Source organism: Arthrobacter sp. TE26545, assembly GCF_056279005.1.
Genome location: NZ_JBWBQM010000001.1, coordinates 2381482 through 2400645, shown reverse-complemented (window position 1 = coordinate 2400645; position 19164 = coordinate 2381482). Strand labels below are relative to the sequence as shown.

The 19164-nt window shown below is 68.0% G+C and carries 14 protein-coding genes; 10 read left to right on the top strand and 4 right to left on the bottom strand.

The features are described from left to right. The first annotated feature begins 248 nt into the window (after positions 1 to 248). The 4 genes from serA (at position 249) to metG (ending at position 7254) form a co-directional block, all read left to right on the top strand. On the top strand, positions 249 to 1844 hold the full coding sequence (gene serA, locus ACZ9CK_RS10760; RefSeq protein WP_426298304.1) for a phosphoglycerate dehydrogenase: 1596 nt from the start codon (positions 249 to 251) through the stop codon (positions 1842 to 1844). 200 nt (positions 1845 to 2044) lie between these two features. Then, complete coding sequence (locus ACZ9CK_RS10755; protein WP_426298302.1) at positions 2045 to 4840, top strand: ABC transporter permease; 2796 nt, start codon at positions 2045 to 2047, stop codon at positions 4838 to 4840. Next, the gene (locus ACZ9CK_RS10750; RefSeq protein ID WP_426298300.1) at positions 4837 to 5604 is read left to right on the top strand and encodes an ABC transporter ATP-binding protein; all 768 of its coding nucleotides are present in this window, start codon (positions 4837 to 4839) and stop codon (positions 5602 to 5604) included. The genes ACZ9CK_RS10755 and ACZ9CK_RS10750 overlap by 4 nt, the downstream gene beginning before the upstream one ends. Positions 5605 to 5694: 90 nt before the next feature. Beyond that, entirely contained in the window at positions 5695 to 7254 is a 1560-nt protein-coding gene (metG, locus tag ACZ9CK_RS10745; RefSeq protein WP_426298298.1) for a methionine--tRNA ligase, read from the top strand. Positions 7255 to 7328: 74 nt separating this feature from the next. On the opposite strand, the gene ACZ9CK_RS10740 is transcribed toward metG, so the two are convergent. The 4 genes from ACZ9CK_RS10740 to ACZ9CK_RS10725 all read right to left on the bottom strand — a co-directional run bounded on the left by ACZ9CK_RS10740 (position 7329) and on the right by ACZ9CK_RS10725 (position 12659). Continuing rightward, positions 7329 to 9833, bottom strand: a complete 2505-nt coding sequence (locus ACZ9CK_RS10740) for an ABC transporter permease (protein ID WP_476049944.1) — start codon at positions 9831 to 9833, stop codon at positions 7329 to 7331. A 2-nt stretch (positions 9834 to 9835) separates the two neighbouring features. Then, positions 9836 to 10612: an ABC transporter ATP-binding protein gene (locus ACZ9CK_RS10735; protein ID WP_476049943.1), complete on the bottom strand. Its 777-nt coding sequence runs from the start codon at positions 10610 to 10612 to the stop codon at positions 9836 to 9838. 115 nt (positions 10613 to 10727) lie between these two features. Next, entirely contained in the window at positions 10728 to 11453 is a 726-nt protein-coding gene (locus ACZ9CK_RS10730) for a response regulator (protein WP_426298292.1), read from the bottom strand. 3 nt (positions 11454 to 11456) lie between these two features. Continuing rightward, positions 11457 to 12659, bottom strand: a complete 1203-nt coding sequence (locus tag ACZ9CK_RS10725) for a sensor histidine kinase (RefSeq protein WP_476049942.1) — start codon at positions 12657 to 12659, stop codon at positions 11457 to 11459. 135 nt (positions 12660 to 12794) lie between these two features. Here ACZ9CK_RS10725 and ACZ9CK_RS10720 point away from each other — a divergent pair, with 135 nt between their 5' ends. From ACZ9CK_RS10720 to ACZ9CK_RS10695, 6 genes are all read left to right on the top strand, one after another. After that, the gene (locus ACZ9CK_RS10720; protein WP_476049941.1) at positions 12795 to 13847 is read left to right on the top strand and encodes a 3-isopropylmalate dehydrogenase; all 1053 of its coding nucleotides are present in this window, start codon (positions 12795 to 12797) and stop codon (positions 13845 to 13847) included. 144 nt (positions 13848 to 13991) lie between these two features. Continuing rightward, positions 13992 to 15104: a branched-chain amino acid aminotransferase gene (locus ACZ9CK_RS10715; protein ID WP_476049940.1), complete on the top strand. Its 1113-nt coding sequence runs from the start codon at positions 13992 to 13994 to the stop codon at positions 15102 to 15104. A 127-nt stretch (positions 15105 to 15231) separates the two neighbouring features. Then, positions 15232 to 16014, top strand: a complete 783-nt coding sequence (locus ACZ9CK_RS10710) for an MBL fold metallo-hydrolase (RefSeq protein WP_476049939.1) — start codon at positions 15232 to 15234, stop codon at positions 16012 to 16014. Positions 16015 to 16024: 10 nt separating this feature from the next. Then, the gene (locus tag ACZ9CK_RS10705) at positions 16025 to 16801 is read left to right on the top strand and encodes a fumarylacetoacetate hydrolase family protein (protein ID WP_476049938.1); all 777 of its coding nucleotides are present in this window, start codon (positions 16025 to 16027) and stop codon (positions 16799 to 16801) included. Positions 16802 to 16869: 68 nt separating this feature from the next. Further along, positions 16870 to 18384 (top strand): glutamate--tRNA ligase, encoded by a 1515-nt coding sequence (gene gltX, locus ACZ9CK_RS10700; RefSeq protein WP_476049937.1) that lies wholly within the window; start codon positions 16870 to 16872, stop codon positions 18382 to 18384. 7 nt (positions 18385 to 18391) lie between these two features. Continuing rightward, positions 18392 to 19159: an HAD family hydrolase gene (locus ACZ9CK_RS10695; RefSeq protein ID WP_476049936.1), complete on the top strand. Its 768-nt coding sequence runs from the start codon at positions 18392 to 18394 to the stop codon at positions 19157 to 19159. Positions 19160 to 19164: the final 5 nt, after the last annotated feature.

Here is a 19164-nt window from a genome sequence, read left to right as displayed (position 1 = left end):
GCTGCCCCTAGGGCATCGCCTCATTTGAGCGTCCGTCCGGCCATCAGGCCGGGCGGACGCTTTTGTATTCGACGGCGCCGTATCCGGAACGTGAGTTTGTTCACAAGAAGCCCAGGGCGTACGTAACATCGACCCCGGGCGCCGGAAACGCCGTCGGGGGGCGATATTCTGGGCGGGACCCGGTTCTCAGTTCCGGGCAACGCATCCGCTCCTTGTCCACAGTCCTGTCCAAAGTAAGGTGCCACCCCGTGTCAGACACGAAACCCGTCGTCCTCATCGCCGAGGAACTTTCGCCCGCAACGATCGAGGCGCTCGGCCCCGACTTCGAAATCCGCCAGGTGGACGGTTCTGACAGGTCTGCGCTGCTGCCGGCCATCGCCGACGTCGACGCCATCCTGGTCCGCTCGGCAACCCAGGTGGACGCGGAAGCGGTTGCCGCCGCCAAGAACCTCAAGGTGATCGCCCGCGCAGGCGTCGGCCTCGACAACGTCGACATCAAGTCGGCCACCCAGGCCGGCGTCATGGTGGTCAACGCCCCGACGTCGAATATCGTCTCCGCCGCGGAGCTCACCGTGGGTCACATCCTCAGCCTGGCGCGCCACATCCCGCAGGCCAGTGCCGCGCTCAAGGGCGGCGAGTGGAAGCGCTCCAAGTACACCGGCATCGAGCTCTTCGAAAAGAAGATCGGCATCATCGGCCTCGGCCGCATCGGCGCCCTCGTCGCGGCCCGCCTGCAGGGCTTCGACACCGAGATCCTGGCGTACGACCCCTACATCACCTCCGCCCGCGCCGCCCAGCTCGGCGTCAAGCTCGTCACCCTCGACGAACTGCTGGAGAACGCCGACTTCATCACCATCCACATGCCCAAGACCCCGGAGACCGTGGGCATGCTTGGCGCCGACGCCTTCCGCAAGATGAAGGAAACCGCGTACGTCGTCAACGTCGCCCGTGGCGGACTGGTGGACGAGGAAGCCCTCTACATCGCCCTGAAGGAAGGCCAGATCGCCGGCGCCGGCGTCGACGTCTTCAACAAGGAACCCAGCACCGACCTGCCGTTCTTCGAACTGGACAACGTCGTGGTCACCCCGCACCTGGGCGCCTCCACCGATGAAGCCCAGGAAAAGGCCGGCGTATCCGTCGCCAAGTCGGTCCGCCTCGCCCTCGCCGGCGAGCTGGTGCCCGACGCCGTGAACGTGGCCGGCGGCGTCATCGCCCCCGACGTGCGCCCCGGCATCCCGCTGATCGAAAAGCTGGGCCGGATCTTCACCGCGCTGACCCACGACTCCCTGACCCAGATCGACGTCGAGGTCGCTGGCGAAATCTCCAGCCTGGACGTCAAGGTGCTCGAGCTGGCCGCCCTGAAGGGCGTCTTCGCCGACGTCGTCACCGAGCAGGTCTCTTACGTCAACGCCCCGGTGATCGCCGAGCAGCGCGGCATCAACACCCGCCTGATCACGACGCCGGATGCCGAGGACTACCGCAACGTCCTGACCCTGCGCGGCGCCCTGAGCGACGGTTCCCAGATCTCCGTGGCCGGTACCCTGACCGGCCCCAAGCAGGTCGAGAAGCTCGTCGGCGTGAACGGCTACGACGTCGAAATCCCGATCACCGAGCACCTCGTGGTGGTTGGCTACCAGGACCGCCCGGGCGTCATCGGCACCATCGGCCACATCCTGGGCATGAACAACATCAACATCGGCGGCATGCAGGTTGCCCGCCAGTCCGAAGGCGGCCAGGTGCTCGCCCTGCTGACCATCGACAGCTCGGTCCCGCAACAGGTCCTTGATGCAATCAAGGCCGGCATCGGTGCCGACATGGTCCGCGAAGTGGACCTGGAAGACTAAGACGAACATCGGGCTACGCGCCGGGGCCACGGGCTTCGGCGTGTAGCCGTGGCCGGTCTGCATACAATGGCTTGGTCCGACTTTCGGATCCGGCGGCAGGCCGGCCACTACTTTTCGTACAGCAAACGCAGGACAACGCTGCCTGCGGCACACTGCTCCTGCGTGTGTGCGCCCGCAATCCAGGTCTCAGGGAGAGCCGAATGAACGCCGTCCAGAGGTTCATCAGAAGCCGAGTGCTGCTGTTGACTTCGGCCATCTTGATCGTTGCCATGTGCATGTCCGTCTTCATTCAGAGCCAATCCCAGGCAGCTCTGAATCGCACCGTGGATGAGAATTCCCGCGGCCTGTACGACATCCTCGTCCAGGCCAAGGGCGCCAAGGACGGAAAGGCGATGATCCAACCGGAAATCGCCACCGGACAAGGCGGAATCAGTTTTGACCAGCTGGAGAAGATCCGTGCCCTTTCAGGCACGGCTGTGGCTGCCCCGATCAGCCTGGTCTCCCGGGTCATCCAGAACCTGGAAGCTCCGCGGCTGAACGCCATGGACTACCTCGGCTACAACTCCGGCCTGGCCGGGGGCGCCACCGCCGGCGACCCCACGGGCACGGATGCGAAGAAGTGGCCCGCACCGGAGTCCGTGCTGCCGGAGAAAGCCACGAAATACCGTCTCACCGCCACCGCCGTGAGCTCTGACGGCGTCTCTGAGCAGACCCTCTTCAAGACCAGCGCCGAAGGCACTCTGGGCAAGGCGAAGGTCGTCGAGCAGACCACCGCGGGCGGCAAGAGCATCCGCATCACCGGCCCCGACGGCGAGACCGGCATCAAGTTCCCGTCACCGGCCGGCGGCTCGGACCACAACCTCTTCAACCTCTCGGTTTCCCTGCCCATGGCGCCTGAAGTGACCGAGTCCGTCGTCGCCGTCGACCCCGCAGCCGAACGCGCGCTGCTCGGCTCCGCGGGCGATTTCCTGGCGCCGCTCGAAAAGGCCCCGCCGGCTGATGCCCGAAACGCCGGTGCGATCGGCCGTTACTTCGAAGAACTGTTCACCACCAGCCCCAGCCAGCAGGAGCTTGAGGAGGGCCCGGACTTCCTGGGCGTCAAGCTCAAGTACTGGGCGCCGCTGATGACCCAGTACCAGCAGGCCAAGCTCGCCGGCCAGCTCACTGACGACTCCCAGGCGATTCCGCTGATCGTCCGCAAGGGCACCTCCCTCGACCTGAAGTACTCGGTCAAGATCGAGGAAATCGACGACGCCGGCAAGGTAGTCAAGGACATCGGCACCGTTTCGCGGTCCCTCGACAAGGATTACCTGCCGTTCGTTTCCCGCTCGCCGTTTACCCTGGAATGGCCTGGTTCGACGGACCACAGCCAGCTGCTGGGCAACACCGGAAACTTCAGCCAGGGCCTGTACCAGCCCGCACAGTGGAGCACCGACTTCGCCGCCGCGCCCAAGTACAAGGACGGCGAAACCGCCGCCAACGGCTCGCTCAACAAGTCCGCGACGCCGGGGGAGTGGGTTACCGTGAACCGCCTCCCGGAGAAGTCGCTGCGCGGCGAGCCCGTGGACCAGACCCAGCGCCAGCCGGCCGACGAGCGCTCATACCGCGAGAGCCTCGCCACCGGGAACACCCCGGCCACTCCTCTTCCGATGGTCTACGGCACCTTCGATCCAGCCGAGGTCCAGGCCGCAGCGGGCGACATCAACAAGCTGCCCCTCGGCGGCTACGATCCCGCGCCGATGACGCTCGAAAAGGACGCCGACGGCAAGGACACCGACAAGGGCCTGAAGCCGTCCCTGAGCGCCACCGGCCTCGTCAGCCAGTCCGCCGGCGCCATCACCGACTACTACGGCCTGGCCGCCGCCCGCGGCTACGACAGCAACGCCAACGTGATCGACGCCGTCCGCGTCCGGGCCGGGGCCTCCGGCAACTGGAAGCAGGCCCAGCCCGAGGTCGAAAAGCTCGCCGCCGAGATCCGCGCCATGGGCCTGGAAGCCACGGTCGTGGCAGGCTCTGCCCGCGAAGACGTCAGCATCTTCGTGCCGGGATACTCCAAGGACGACGCCGGCAAGGAATCCGCGCTGGGCACGGTCGCCCAGTCCTGGGTCCGCCAGGACGCCGCCGACGCCGTCTCCGGTTCCCTGACCGGCACCAACATCACCCTGCTGTTCCTGACGCTCTGCGGCGCTACGTTGCTGACCGCGGCCTCGACGGTCAGCTATGTCCGCCAGCGCCGCAATGAGGCCGGCATCCTGCGCGCCATGGGCTGGACCCAGAGCCGGATCCGCCGCTGGGTGCTTGAGGAATTCGGTATCGGCGCAGGCATCCTGGCCGCGGCCGGACTGCTGCTGAGCCTGCTGAGCTGGAACCTCGCCACAGTGATCGTCTCCGTGTCCGTGCTGGTCATTTACTGCGCCGCGGCCTATATCTCGGCCCTGATGCTGAGGCACCGCCACGAGGTGGACCAGGAACCGCAGCACGACGAACGCTTGCTGCCGGTCGACTCGGCCCTGACCTTCGCCTACCGGCAGGTGGTCACCAACCGCTTCAACTCCGCTGCCCTCGCTGTGGCCGTGGGAGTCTTCGGTGCGGCCGTCGGCGCCTTGATCGCGCTGCTGATCGACATTCCGCGAGCCGCCGGCGCCAGCGCGCTCAGCGGCTTGGCCGCGGCGAGCGTGGCACTGCCCAGTGTGATCCTTGCGATCACGGGCGTGCTGGTGGGCCTGCTGCTGACGCTGGTGACCGCCCGCTTCGAACTGCAGGCCAAGCGCCAGTACCTGTCCACGCTCGAAGCCATGGGCTGGAACCCGGACATGCTGGGCCACGTGCGCTTCTTCGAGAACGCCCTGGTGGGCACCGTGGCCGTGATTCTCGGCGTCCTGGGCGCCCTCGCCCTGGGCCTCATCCTTGCCCCCTACGCCGCCCTGTGGGCGGCCCTGGCCGGATTGCTGGCCGTCATCTGCTGGATTCCCATCGCAACGAAAGTGGTCAAATGACTGAGAATCTCCACAACGACCCGCCCGCGGCGCCCGAGGCCGTGCAGGTATCAGCCGGGGGGTCGCTGCAGACCCGCGCCAACACCATCGTCAAGGCGTCGGACCACGCCACTCCCTTGGAACTGAGCCGGATCACCATCCGCTATGGCGGCGACAAGGGCGGAGCTGAGCCGGTCACCGTCATCGAAGACTTCGACCTGACCCTGCACGCGGGCGAGATGCACTGCATTGCCGGCCGAAGCGGTTCCGGAAAGACCAGCATCCTCACCGTCGGCGCGGGCCTGACCCTGCCGACGGCGGGCCGCGTGCTATGGGAGGGCCAGTCCCTGGAAACCATGGGCGACGACGAGATCGCGGACCGCCGCCGCGCCCTGATCGGCTACGTCGATCAGGGCGGTGCCCTGATCGACGGCATGAGCGCCCTGGAAAACGTGCTGCTCCCTGCAGTGCCCGACGGCGAGGTCGAACAGCGCACGGAGATGGCCAAGGACCTGCTGGACCTGGTGGGCCTGGGCCGGCGCATGCGGCACCGTCCGGCGCAGCTCTCCGGCGGTGAACGGCAGCGTGTGGCGATCGCCCGCGCCCTGATCCTGGGCACCCGCGTCCTGGTGGTGGACGAACCCACCGCCAGCCTGGACCGGGCCTCCGCCAACAAGATCATCGGCATCCTCAAGGACACCAGCACCGACGGCATCGCCGTGCTGGTTGCCTCGCATGACCACGAGCTCGTGCGCCTGAGCGACACCCTGACCGAGCTGAACTGATTGAACCTGGCTGGCGCTTAACACCGGCGCCCTCCGCCAGGCAGCCGTCACCGAACCCCAGCAGTCACCGAAAAAAGGTACCTTTCTAGAGTGAGCCCCGAAGCCAAGCCCCCGTTCTACATCACCACGGCCATCAGCTACCCCAACGGCGCCCCGCACATCGGGCATGCCTACGAGTTCGTGGCCGCGGATGCGATGGCGCGCTTCAAGCGCCTGGACGGCCACGAGGTGTTCTACATGTCCGGAACGGACGAGCACGGCCTCAAGGTCCAGCAGACCGCGGACAAGGAAGGCATCACCGCCAAGGAACTCGTGGACCGCAACTCGGCGGCCTTCCGTGAGGTCCACGACCTCGTGGGCAGCTCCTACGACCGCTTCATCCGCACCACGGACGCCGACCACTACACGGCGAGCCAGGCGATCTGGAAGAAGATGGAGGCCAACGGCGACATCTACCTGTCCAAGTACGAAGGCTGGTACTCCGTCCGCGACGAGGCGTACTACGGCGAGGACGAGACGGTCGTCAAGGACGACGGCGTGCGCTACTCCAAGGAGACGGACACCGAGGTCACGTGGACCGCTGAGGAGAGCTACTTCTTCCGGCTCTCGGCCTACCAGGACAAGCTGCTGGCCCTCTACGAAGCCCAGCCCGAGTTCGGCGCCCCCGGCTACCGCTTCAACGAGGTCATCAGCTTCGTCAAGCGCGGCCTCGAGGACCTGTCCATCAGCCGCACCACCTTCGACTGGGGCGTCCCGGTGCCGGGCGATCCCAAGCATGTCATGTACGTCTGGGTGGATGCCCTCACCAACTACCTCACGGGTGCAGGCTACCCGGACGTGGATTCCGAGTCCTTCCGGAAGTTCTGGCCGGCCGACGTCCACGTCATCGGCAAGGACATCTCCCGCTTCCACGCCATCTACTGGCCGGCCTTCCTGATGAGTGCCGGGCTGGAGCTGCCCAAGCGCGTGATGATCCACGGTTTCCTCCAGAACAACGGCGTGAAGATGTCCAAGTCCTTGGGCAACGTGGTGGCTCCGGCGGACTTTGTCAGCCAGTACGGCGTGGACCAGATGCGCTTCTTCTTCCTGCGTGAGGTCCCCTTCGGCGCTGACGGCAGCTACAACCACGAGGCGATCGTGGGCCGCATGAACGCGGACCTCGCCAACAACTTCGGCAACCTCGCCCAGCGGTCGCTGTCGATGGTGGCGAAGAACTGCGAGGGCAAGGTCCCGGTTCCCGGCGAGTTCACGGCCGAGGACTCCGCCCTGCTGGCGAAGGCCAACGGACTCCTGGACACCGCCCGCGCTGCCTTCGACAAGCAGGAATTCTCCCGCGCCCTCGAAGCGATCTGGGGTGTGCTGGGCGACACCAACGCCTACTTCGCCGAGCAGGCCCCGTGGGTGCTGCGCAAGACCGACGTCGAACGCATGAACACGGTCCTTTACGTCACCCTCGAGGTGGTCCGGATCGTGGCGATCCTCGCCCAGCCGGTCATGCCGACGTCGTCCGCGAAGCTGCTTGGAGTACTCGGCCAGCCCGAGGGCGCGGGCCGGCAGTTCGCGGCTATCGGAACGCCGATCGTTGCGGGCACGGAACTGCCGGCCCCGGCGCCCGTGTTCCCGCGCTACGAAGAACCCGCGGACGCCTAAGCTACCCGCAGACGCGAAGGACCCCTCCTTCCCGGCCAAGCCGGTGAAGGAGGGGTTTCTTTCGTCCATAATGCTCAGGTGGTGGCCAGGCCCTGGACGGGTGACAGCCGCGCGGCACGGCGGGCCGGGAGCACCGAGGCCAGCAACCCGGCAAGTACTGCCACGGCGAAGACACCCAGCAACTGCAGCCACGGCACTACAGGGACCACCTCTGCCACCGGGCCCAATGCGGCCTTGGCGCCCAGCCAGCCGTACGCGATGCCCAGTGCCGAGCCCAGCACCGCGGCGACCCCGGCCACCAGCACGGCCTCGATGGCGAGCATCCCGCGCAGCTGGCCCCGGGTGAGGCCGAGCGCCCGCAGCAGCGAGTTCTCCCGGGTCCGTTCCAGCACCGAGAGCGACAGCGTGTTCGCCACGCCGATCAGGGCGATCACGACGGCGATGCCCAGCAGCGCGGTCACCACCAGCAGGAGGACGTCGATGATGCTGTTGAACGTCACGCGTTCGACCGCCGCCCCGCTGACGTTGTCCACGGGGACGCCGAAGGCGGCCGCCGCTTCGCGCTGGACCGCCTGGATCCGGTCGGCGGAGAGCTGGTCGTCGAGCTTGAGCCATACGGTGCCGGGCAGGGAGTCACCGGCGGTGTTGCTGCTGCTTCCGAGCAGGGGCGCCGCGGAGGAGCTGTCGATCAGCGGCTCGATGTTTCCGGTCCGCAGGGTCCTGCCCTCGAAGCTGTGCGCGCCTCCCGGCCCGGCGACGGTGACCTCCTTGAGGTCCAACCGTTCGGGAAGGTACACCGTGCCGGCCTGCGGCCGCAGCGCGGGATCGCGGAGCACCGCCGCGGCGTCATCGGAACTGATCGCGAAGACCGGACTTCCGTCCGCCGCGGTGCCCGGCGCCGTGATCGTGCCGGATGCCCGGAGCAGCACGGCCGCCTGTACGCCGTCGAGCGCCTCGACCTTCCGCAGGGCCGACGCATCCTGGCCTGTAGCGCCGTCGATCCGGACGGCCAGGTCCACCGGGTAGTTCTCGGCAAGCATGGCGTTGAAAGCCTGCCGCGAGGTGGCGGCACCGGTCATCATCAGGGTGACCAGGGTGACGCCGATCAGGAGCGCCGCCGCCGTGGCCGAGGTCCGGGCAGGATTGCGCACCGCGTTGACGGCGGCGAGCCGGCCCGGCACACCGGCCGGTGCGGCCAGCTTGCCCGCGGCGGCAACCACCGGCGGAACGAAGAGGCTGGCGCACAGCAGCACGCCCAGGAAGGACAGGGCGCCGGCGGGCATGGCAACCATCAGCACGTTGAACATGGCACCGAGCACCAGCAGCGGCACGCCGACTGCCAGCGCGGCAAGGCCCAGCCACAGCCGCACACGGCCGCGCTTGTTGCGCAGGCTGGCGTCGTCCGCGGGACGCAGCGCCGCCAGGGGAGCGACCGCCGTCGCAGCCTTTGCCGGCAGCAGCGCGGCGACCACGGTGAGCAGCGTTCCGGCCAGCAGCCCGGCGATGATTGCCGACGGCGGCACGGCCAGGGTGGCGAACGCTTGTTCCGGGGTGGTCCGGGCCCAGGCGATGAGGGCTGACATCAGGCCCACTCCGGCCACCACTCCCAGGACGGAGGACACGAATCCAAGCACCGCGGCCTCGAAGAGCACCGATCCGCGGATCTGCGCCTTGCCTGCGCCGAGGCAGCGCAGCAGCGCCAGTTCCCGGGTGCGCTGGGCGACCAGCACGGAGAAGGTATTCGCCACCACGAGCGTGGAGACCACGATCGCCACCCCCGCGAACGCCAGCAGGATGATGGTGAGCTGGTCCTGCCCGCCGCTCATCTGCGCGACGGCGGCCGTCACCTTCTCCTCGGAGGTCTGCACCGCGGCGTCCCCGGCTCCAGCGGCCTGCAGCCGCTGCCGGAGGTAGTCGATCGCGGCCGTCCGGTCCTGGCCGTCCTTGAGCTGCAGTTGCAGGCCGGAGAAGCCTTCGCTTCCGGGGGCGAGGACGCCCACCGCGCTGTCGACCGCGAGCAGCTGGGGGAAGGGGGCGGCGAAGGGATCGTTGCTCGGCTGCAGCAGGCCGGTGATCCGGAAGCTCTGCGTGGCCGCTTTGCCGCCCGCCCCCGTCGAGGCGATGCCGGAGACGGTCAGCCGGCTGCCGGCGCTGAGCCCGAGCCGTTCGGCGGTTTTGGCGTCGACGGCGGCTTCGTTGGCCGCCGCCGGGTACCGGCCGGACAACAGGACCGAAGGCTCCATCGCCGCGGGAGCCAGGTTCCGGACCCGCGCGGTCTGCTCGCTGCCGCCGTCGTCGAGGGTCACGGCGGCGTAGCGTTCGGCGTACCTTTCCTTCACTGCGGGCGCGGAGGACACGGCTTCAACGGCCCGGGCGGAGAGCTCCCCGCTGTCCCCGGGGGTCACCACAAGCTGGGCCTTCCGGTAGGCCTCGCCCACGCTGGCACCAAGCGAGGCCTGGGTGCTGGCGCCCACCATGAGCGTGCTGGAGAGGAAGGCGACGGCCAGCAGCACCGCCAGGCCGATCGCGATGAAACGCCTGAACTGCTTGGAGAGCTGGGACAGGGAAACGCGCAGCATGCTCAGGCCCCCAGCTTGCCGAGAGCGGTGAGCACGGAATCAGCGGTGGGGTTCTCCAGCTCGCCCATCAGGTGGCCGTCGCTCATCAGCACCACGCGGTCCGCGTAGCTTGCCGCGACGGGATCGTGGGTGACCATGATGATGGTCTGGCCCAGTTCCTGGCTGCTGCGGCGCAACATCGCCAGGACCTCGCCACCGGCCTTGGAGTCCAGGTTGCCGGTGGGTTCGTCGCCGAACACCACGTCCGGCCGGGTCAGCAGGGCCCTGGCCACGGCGACGCGCTGCTGCTGGCCGCCGGAGAGCTCATGCGGGCGGTGGGTGAGGCGGTCCTTCAGGCCCAGGGTGCCCACCAGGTAGTCGAACCAGGCAGGGTCGGCGCTGCTGCCGGCGAGGGCCAACGGGAGGGTGATGTTCTGTTCGGCATTGAGCGTGGGGACCAGGTTGAACGCCTGGAACACAAAGCCGATGCGCTCCCGGCGCAGGGCCGTGAGCTGCCGGTCGTTGAGCGCGGAAATCTCGGTGCCGCCGAGCACGATCCTGCCCGCGTCAGGGGTATCGAGGCCGGCGAGGCAGTGCATCAGGGTGGACTTGCCGGATCCGGACGGGCCCATGATGGCCGTGAAGCGTCCTGCTTCGAAGGCGACGCTAACGCCGTCGAGCGCTTTGACCTGGGCATCGGCCTTGCCGTAATGCTTGCTGAGCTCAAAGGCCTCGACGGCTGGTGCCGCGGCAGCGGGGGACGGACCGGAAGGACGGGGAAAGGGCGCGAAAGTTGTCATGCTCCCACGCTATTTTCGGCGGCTGCCCCGGCGGATCGGGCCGCGGGGCCATTCCTCCGGCCCTGCGCTCATACCGTGGTCTGAGTCCGGTGGTGCCGGGACTGGTCCCAGGGCCTCAGCTGCCTGGGGAGACCACGCCTGTTTCGTAGGCGATCACCACCACCTGCACCCGGTCCCTGGCTTCGAGCTTGGCCAGGATGTGCCCCACATGGGTCTTCACGGTGGCCTCGGATAGGAAGAGGTCCGCGGCGATTTCCGGGTTGGAACGGCCCTGCGCGATCAGTTCGAACACCTCGCGCTCGCGGACGGTCAGTCGTTCGACGGCGGCCGCGTGCCCGTTCTGTTCCGGCGTGCGGGCACGCAACAGGGGAGCCACATGGTCAAGGAGACGGCGCGTGGTGGACGGCGCGATCACAGCGTCACCCCGGTGCACGGTGCGGATGGCCTCGAGAAGTTCCTCCGGCGGGGCGTCCTTGAGGAGGAAGCCGCTGGCGCCGGCCTCGATGGCGGCCAGCGCGTATTCGTCGAGGTCGAAGGTGGTCAGCACCACGATCTTCAGGTCCTGGCTGGGGGGCCCTGCCGGCCGGGCCGCGGCCTGTGACGTGGACATCTCCAGGATCCTGCGGGTGGCTTCGATGCCGTCCATGCCCGGCATGCGAACGTCCATGAGGACCACATCCGCGCTGGTGGCTGCCAGCGCCCGCACGGCGTCGAAACCGTTGCCGGCCTCGGCCACCACTTCAAGGTCCGGCTGCGAATTGATCAGCATGCCGAAGCCCGAACGGACCAGTTGCTGGTCGTCAACGAGGGCCACCCGGATCGTTCCGGCCGTTTCAGTCATGGTTCAGGACTCCGAGTAGGGGATGAAGGCGGACACGCGGAAGCCGCCGCCGCTGGCCGGACCCGCGTCCAAGGATCCATCGTAGAGGGCGATCCGCTCGGCCATTCCGCGGAGGCCGTTGCCGCCGCCCTGGCTGGGATCGGCGGCTGCCCCACGGCCGTCGTCGCGCACCTCGATGTGGAGGGCGCGCCCCCGCCAGTGCAGGGTCACGGCCGCCCGGGCCCGCGGTCCGGCGTGCTTGATGACATTGGTGAGGGCCTCCTGGATGACGCGGTAGGCGGTGAGTTCGGCTCCCGGCGGCAGCCGGCGCCGGGATGATCCGGCCTGCGCCGAGGGGGCCCCGCCTTGCTCGAAGGACAGCGTCAGGCCGGCGGCGCGGAAACCCAGGAAGAGTTCGTCCAGCTCGGCCAAGCCGGGCTGGGGACGGGTGCCGGATTGTTCGTCGGAGCGCAGCACGCCAAGCAGCCGCCGCATCTCGGCCAGCGAGTTCCGGCCGGTGCCGGCGATGGTCGCCAGGGCCTCTGTGGCGAGCTCGGGCCTTGCCGCGGCAGCGTAGCGGGCGCCGTCGGCCTGGGTGATGATCACTGCGAGGGAGTGCGCCACGATGTCGTGCATTTCCCTGGCAATGTGCGATCGTTCATCGGCGGCGGCGAGCTGGCGTTCCTGCTGCTGTTCGATTTCCAGGCGGCGGTTGCGGTCCTCGAGCGCCTGCAGCTGCAGGCGGCGTACCCGGGTCAGGTCGCCCAGGGTCCAGCTGACCAGGACCAGCATCCAGACCAGTACGGTGTAGGTTGCGCCCACCGTCAGGTCCTGGATGCCGGACTCCGCGCTGCTGCCGTAGTAGCGGGTGGTCAGCATGACCGCGCCCACCAGGCCGAGGACCAGCACGGAGCGGCTCGCCCACACGGGACCGTAGGCGGCTACCGCGTAGACGATCAGCGGTACGGCGATCTGCCCGGCCACCGGCTGGACCGCCAGCGCCCATTGGACCAGGCAGATAAGGACCACGACGGCGGCCGCAGCCACCGGGCGGGTCCTGCGCCAGGCGAGCGGTGCCAGGAGGGCGCAGGAGACGAGGGCCAGCAGCGGGCGCCCGGCGTACAGGTAGACAGGGCCGAACATGAGCACCAGCAGGGCCGCGGCGGCGAAGTCCACCTTGAAAGGGTTGCGCCGGAACCAGTTGTAGAGTGCATGCCGTCTGTCCACCCATGCACTCTATCGGCCGCCGGAAGCAGGCCACATCATGCCGCGGTCTGAAAGAGGCCGCCCGCAGGCGGCTTTGCGCGTTCGAATAATGAGACGTTTTTGACCAGAATGTGGATGCATTGGCACGCTGGTGGAATGAACGCACGGTCCATTAATCTCGCAGTCATCCCCGGCGACGGCATCGGCCCCGAAGTGATCGCCGAGGCCGTCAAAGTCCTGGAAAAGGTTGTTGCCAGCGAAGGCATCACCCTTGAGCGCACCGAGTACAAGCTCGGCGCGCAGCACTGGCTGGAGACCGGCGAAACCCTGCCGGACGAGACCCTTGAAAAGCTCCGCGGGCACGACGCCATCCTCTTCGGCGCCGTCGGCGCCGCACCGGGGGACACCCGCATCCCTTCGGGCATCATCGAACGCGAAATGCTGCTTAAGCTGCGCTTCAGCCTGGACCACTACGTGAACCTGCGCCCCTCCCGTTTGTACGGCACCGTGGGCAGTCCCCTGGCGAACCCGGGGAACATTGACTTCATTGTGGTCCGTGAAGGCACCGAGGGCCCCTACGTCGGCAATGGCGGCACCCTGCGCGGCGGAACCCCGCACGAGGTCGCCACCGAGGTCTCGCTCAACACCGCCCACGGTGTGGAGCGCGTGGTCCGCGACGCCTTCCGGCGTGCCAGCGCCCGGCCCCGCAAGCACGTCACCCTTGTCCACAAGCACAACGTGCTGGTCTACGCAGGCCACCTGTGGAAGCGCACGGTCGAGGCCGTGGCCAAGGAATTCCCCGAGGTCACTCACGACTACCTGCACATCGACGCCGCGATGATCTTCCTGGTCACCGACCCGGCGCGCTTCGATGTCATTGTCACGGACAACCTGTTCGGCGACATCATCACCGACCTCGCCGCAGCCGTCACCGGCGGCATCGGCCTGGCCGCTTCCGGCAACATCAACATGGACCGCACGGCACCGTCCATGTTCGAACCGGTGCACGGATCCGCACCGGACATCGCCGGCCAGCAAAAGGCAGACCCCACCGCGGCCATCCTCTCCGCGGCCCTGCTGCTGGACCACCTTGGTTACGCCGCCGCGGCCCGCCGGATCGAGACCGCAGTGGTCTCCGACGTCGAGTCCCGCAACGGTGAACCGCGCAGCACCGCGGCCGTCGGCGACGCCATCCTGGCCGCGCTCTGAGGCGACTCTTGCGCCCCGCGGCGGGGCGTAAGCTTGACTTGAATTACATACTTGCTGCCGTGGTCCGCCGTTGAACCATGCTCTCCGGGGACGGTTTTCCCGGGACGGGGTTCGCGTCGGCCGGTAGCCGATAGTGGAGGAACCATGACTCAGACTGCCCATGGCGTCGAATTCAGCCAGCAGTTCTCGGCGACCCCGAAATCTGCTGAAGAGCGTGCGGCCATCCTGGCGAACCCAGGCTTTGGCGACTACTTCACCGACCACACCGCGGTTGTCGACTACAAGGTCGACGCCGAAGGCAAGGGCGGCTGGCAGAACGCACGGCTCGAACCATACGGACCCATCTCCCTGGATCCCTCGGCAGCCGTGCTGCACTACGGGCAGGAAGTCTTCGAGGGCCTGAAGGCATACCGCCACGCGGACGGATCGGTCTGGACCTTCCGTCCGGAGCGCAACGCCGCCCGCCTGAACCAGTCCGCGCACCGTCTGGCCCTGCCGGAACTGCCCGAGGAATACTTCCTCGGCGCCATCCGGGAACTCGTGCAGGCGGATAAGGACTGGGTCCCCTCCGGAGACGGCGAATCCCTCTACCTGCGGCCCTTCATGATCGCCACCGAGGCCTTCCTGGGCGTCCGGGCGGCCCGTGAAGTCTCCTTCCGCGTGATCGCTTCGCCCGCCGGCAATTACTTCGGCGGCGAACTCAAGCCGGTGTCCATCTGGATCTCCCGCGAATACGCCCGCGCCGGCCGAGGCGGAACCGGTGCGGCCAAGTGCGGTGGCAACTACGCCGCCTCGCTGATCGCCCAGCAGGAAGCCGAAGCCCACGGCTGCAAGCAGGTGCTCTTCCTGGACCACTTCAATGACGACGCCGTTGAGGAACTCGGCGGCATGAACGTCTTCTTCGTCATGAAGGACGGCTCCCTGGCCACCCCTGCCCTGACCGGGACCATCCTCGAGGGCGTCACCCGTTCCTCGATCATCCAGGTGGCCAAGGACATGGGCCGCGAGGTCGCCGAACGCAAGATCACCCTGGCCGAATGGCGCGACGGCGTGGCTTCCGGCGACATCACCGAGGTCTTCGCCTGCGGCACCGCCGCCGTCATCACCCCGATCGGCGTGCTGAAGGACGAGACCGAGTTCATCGGCTCCGAGGATGCCGTGGCCGGCGAGGTCACCATGGCCATCCGCGAGCAGATCCTGGGCATCCAGACCGGCACCATCGAGGACAAGCACGGCTGGCTGACCCGCCTCGCCTAATCCCCACCGGCTCCCAAGCCTCGCAAGCTCGGCTCAGGGCCCTCGTCGGCGTGGGCCCTGTCTTGGAACGCCCGACGGCGGCCTGCCCACTAAGGTGGGCGGGCCGCCGTCGCGCTTTAATGGCTTCATGAACCCGGCCCAAGATTCCCAGTTCGTGCAGAGCAGCAGCCTCACTCGCTTCCGGCTGGCGCCGAATCCCGGACCGATGAGCCTGGACGGCACCAATTCCTACGTGATTTCCGCACCCGGCGCGGAGGGCACCGTCGTCGTCGATCCAGGCCCCCTGGACGAAGACCACCTGGCGGCCCTGGCCGGCGCCGGGACGGTGGAACTGGTGCTCATCACGCACCGGCACCCGGACCACACGGAGGCCGCCGCCCGGTTCCACGAACTCACCGGCGCCCCGGTCCGTGCGGCCGATCCGCGCCACTGCCATGGCGGCGAACCGCTGCGTGGCGGCGAAATCCTGCGCGCCGGCGGGGTTGGGATCCGTGTGCTCGCCACCCCCGGCCACACCTCCGATTCGCTGTGCTTCCACCTTCCCGACGACGGCCCGGACGGCTCCGTGCTGAGCGGGGACACCATCCTGGGCCGCGGGACCACTGTGCTGGACTACCCGGACGGCCGCCTGGGGGACTACCTCAGCAGCCTGGACATCCTCGAAGGCTTGGGGCCCGCGACGCTGCTGCCCGCCCACGGCCCGGTGCTGCCCGCCACCGACGCCGTCTGCCGCGAATACCGCGCCCACCGGCTTATGCGCCTGGAGCAGATCCGCACGGCGCTGGCTGAGCTCGGGGCGGACGCCGGTGTTATTGCGGTCACCGACGCCGTGTATCCCGACGTCGATCCCTCCGTGCGGCGCGCTGCCGAGAACTCGGTGGCGGCACAGCTGGACTACCTGCGACGGTAGGCTTGGGGGCATGCGTATCGCCCGGTTTGTTGTTGATTCTGATCCCATGTACGGCGTCGTGGAGGGGGAGCCCGGCAGTGAAACCGTCACTGTCATCCAAGGCGATCCCTTCTTCAACGGCGTCGAACGCACTTCCGTCAAGCACAAGCTGGAGGACGTCCGGCTGCTCGCCCCCATCATTCCCCGCAGCAAGGTGATCGGCGTAGGCCGCAACTACGCGGAGCACGCGGCCGAACTCGGCAACGAGGTCCCCGCCCAGCCCCTGCTGTTCCTCAAGCCGAACACCGCCGTCGTGGGCCCGGGCGATCCCGTGGTCCTGCCGGAATTCTCCGAGCAGGTCTCCTTCGAAGCCGAGCTCTGCGTGGTGATCGGCCGTATCTGCAAGGACGTGCCGGAGGAACGCGTTGACGATGTGATCTTCGGCTACACCTGCGGCAACGACCTCACCGCCCGCGATGTCCAGAAGACGGACCTGCAGTGGGCGCGTGCCAAGGGCTTCGACACCTCGGCCCCGCTGGGGCCCTGGATCGAGACCGAGCTTGATCCCGAGGACCTGAACGTCCGGGGCTGGCTCAATGGCGAACTCCGCCAGGACGGCAACACCAGGGACATGATCCGCAGCGTGCGCGAGCTTGTTTCGATCGTTTCGCAGGCCTTCACCCTGCTGCCCGGCGACGTCATCATGACCGGTACGCCGGCCGGCGTCGGACTGGTCAGCGAAGGCGACCGCTACGAGATCGAAATCGAGGGCATCGGGCGCCTGTCCAACCGCGTCGTCCGCCGCTGAATGTGAGGCGCGCGACGCCCGGATTCCGTCAGGGCGTCGCGCGCACAGGCGGTAAAGTTGGAAGCACTATGACTACTGCTCCCGCGTCGAACTCTGCCGCCATTCCTGCCGTCACTGCCGAAACTCCGGTCCGCGTACGCTTCTGCCCGTCGCCCACCGGTACCCCGCACGTCGGCCTGATCCGCACCGCCCTGTTCAACTGGGCCTATGCGCGGCACACCAAGGGCACCCTGGTCTTCCGCATCGAAGACACGGACGCCGCCCGCGACAGCGAGGAAAGCTACCACCAGCTGCTGGACGCCCTGAAGTGGCTCGGCATCAACTGGGACGAGGGCGTCGAGGTCGGCGGCCCGCACGAGCCGTACCGGCAGTCCCAGCGCAGCGGCATCTACCAGGACGTCATCGCCAAGCTGAAGGCCGGCGGCCACATCTACGAGTCCTACTCCACCCCCGAGGAAATCGAGGCCCGCCACCGTGCCGCAGGCCGCGACCCGAAACTGGGCTACGACGGCTTCGACCGGCACGTCACCGAGGAGCAGCTCGCCCAGTACAAGGCCGAGGGCCGCGAGCCCGTGCTCCGCCTGCGCATGCCGGACGAGGACCTCACCTTCACCGACCTGGTCCGCGGCGACATCACCTTCAAGGCCGGATCCGTGCCCGACTTCGCCGTGGTGCGGGCCAACGGGGCGCCGCTGTACACGCTGGTCAACCCGGTGGACGACGCCCTCATGGGCATCACCCATGTGCTCCGCGGCGAAGACCTGCTGAGCTCCACTCCGCGCCAGATCGCGCTCTACCGCGCCCTCTACGCGATCGGCGTCGCCGAGTACATGCCGGAGTTCGGCCACCTGCCCTACGTCATGGGCCAGGGCAACAAGAAGCTCTCCAAGCGCGACCCCGAGTCCAGTCTGTTCCTGCACCGCGAACGCGGCTTCATCCGCGAAGGCCTGCTCAACTACCTGTCCCTGCTGGGCTGGTCGCTTTCCGCGGACGAGGACATCTTCACCGTGGAGCAGCTCGTGGAGAACTTCGACATCCACGACGTCCTGGGCAACCCGGCCCGCTTCGACCTGAAGAAGGCCGAGGCCATCAACGGAACCCATGTGCGTATGCTTTCCGCCGAAGACTTCCGGGAGCGCCTGGTGCCGTACCTGCGCGACGCCGGACTGGTGGGGGAGATCCTCACCGCCCGCCAGGAGGAGATCCTCACCGAGGCCGCGCCGCTGGTCCAGGAGCGCATCACCCTCTTGGGCGAGGCCCCCGAAATGCTCGCCTTCCTGTTCAAGTCCGACGACGCCGTCGACGTCGCGGACGACGCCCGCAAGGGACTGCCGGAGAACCTCGGCGAAGTCCTCGACGCCGCCCTGGCGGCGCTGGAACCGATCGAGGACTGGAACGCCGAGAACATCCAGACCGCGCTGAAGCAGGCCCTCGTCGAGGACCTCGGCATCAAGCCGCGCCTGGCCTTCGGTCCCGTGCGCACCGGCATCTCCGGACGCCGGGTGTCCCCGCCTTTGTTCGAATCCATGGTCATCCTGGGCAAGGATTCTTCCCTCGCCCGGCTGCGCGCCTTCCGCGGCTAGGAACGGCATGGGCAGCACAGCGGCACGTCCAGTCGCCACCGGCATCGGACCTTTCGGTACGGGTTCCTTCGGCACGGGGTCCTTTGGCACGGTGCGGGGCGTCCTCTTCGATATCGATGACACCCTCGTGGACCTCGAATACGCCATGACCACCGCGCTGCGCGACGTCAGCGAACACCTCCTCCCCGGCCTCGACGCGGCCGGGTGGGAGAAGTTCGGCCGGATCTTCACCCACGAGACCACGCACTTCTACGACCGGTACCTCGCCGGTGAGCTCACTTTCAATGAGCAGCGACTGCTCCGGGGACGTGCGGCGCTGGGGCACTTCGGCGTCGAACTCGAAGAAGGCGACGAATCGCACGCCTGGCTCAGCGAGTACGCCCGGTTGCAGCCGAGCTACGTGCGCGCTTTCGACGACGTCGCACCCGTCCTGGACGCTCTCGACGCCGCACGGATCCCGTACGGAGCCGTGAGCAACAACGTGCACGACTACCAGCGGGTCAAGCTGGACAGCGCCGGCCTGTCCCGGATCTCGGTGCTGGTCGGAACCGACACCGTCGGCGTGCCGAAGCCGGACCCTGCCATCTACCTTGAAGGGGTCCGCCTCCTCGGCACGCGTCCGGAAGAGACCCTGTACGTGGGGGACAACCGCCTGCTCGACGCCGACGGCGCCACGGCCGCGGGCCTGCGCGGGGTCTGGCTCAACCGGGTCGGGGAAACCGTTGAGGGCTTTGCCGGCCGGGAGATCGATTCGCTGGTACGGCTGCTCGACTGACTGGG

Coding starts and splice junctions, on each gene's coding strand:
- ACZ9CK_RS10735 (WP_476049943.1), bottom strand. CDS start 10,612: ATGACAACTTTCGCGCCCTTTCCCCGTCCTTCCGGTCCGTCCCCCGCT.
- ACZ9CK_RS10715 (WP_476049940.1), top strand. CDS start 13,992: ATGACTCAGACTGCCCATGGCGTCGAATTCAGCCAGCAGTTCTCGGCG.
- gltX (WP_476049937.1), top strand. CDS start 16,870: ATGACTACTGCTCCCGCGTCGAACTCTGCCGCCATTCCTGCCGTCACT.
- ACZ9CK_RS10755 (WP_426298302.1), top strand. CDS start 2,045: ATGAACGCCGTCCAGAGGTTCATCAGAAGCCGAGTGCTGCTGTTGACT.
- ACZ9CK_RS10740 (WP_476049944.1), bottom strand. CDS start 9,833: ATGCTGCGCGTTTCCCTGTCCCAGCTCTCCAAGCAGTTCAGGCGTTTC.
- ACZ9CK_RS10720 (WP_476049941.1), top strand. CDS start 12,795: ATGAACGCACGGTCCATTAATCTCGCAGTCATCCCCGGCGACGGCATC.
- ACZ9CK_RS10705 (WP_476049938.1), top strand. CDS start 16,025: ATGCGTATCGCCCGGTTTGTTGTTGATTCTGATCCCATGTACGGCGTC.
- ACZ9CK_RS10710 (WP_476049939.1), top strand. CDS start 15,232: ATGAACCCGGCCCAAGATTCCCAGTTCGTGCAGAGCAGCAGCCTCACT.
- ACZ9CK_RS10695 (WP_476049936.1), top strand. CDS start 18,392: ATGGGCAGCACAGCGGCACGTCCAGTCGCCACCGGCATCGGACCTTTC.
- ACZ9CK_RS10730 (WP_426298292.1), bottom strand. CDS start 11,453: ATGACTGAAACGGCCGGAACGATCCGGGTGGCCCTCGTTGACGACCAG.
- ACZ9CK_RS10750 (WP_426298300.1), top strand. CDS start 4,837: ATGACTGAGAATCTCCACAACGACCCGCCCGCGGCGCCCGAGGCCGTG.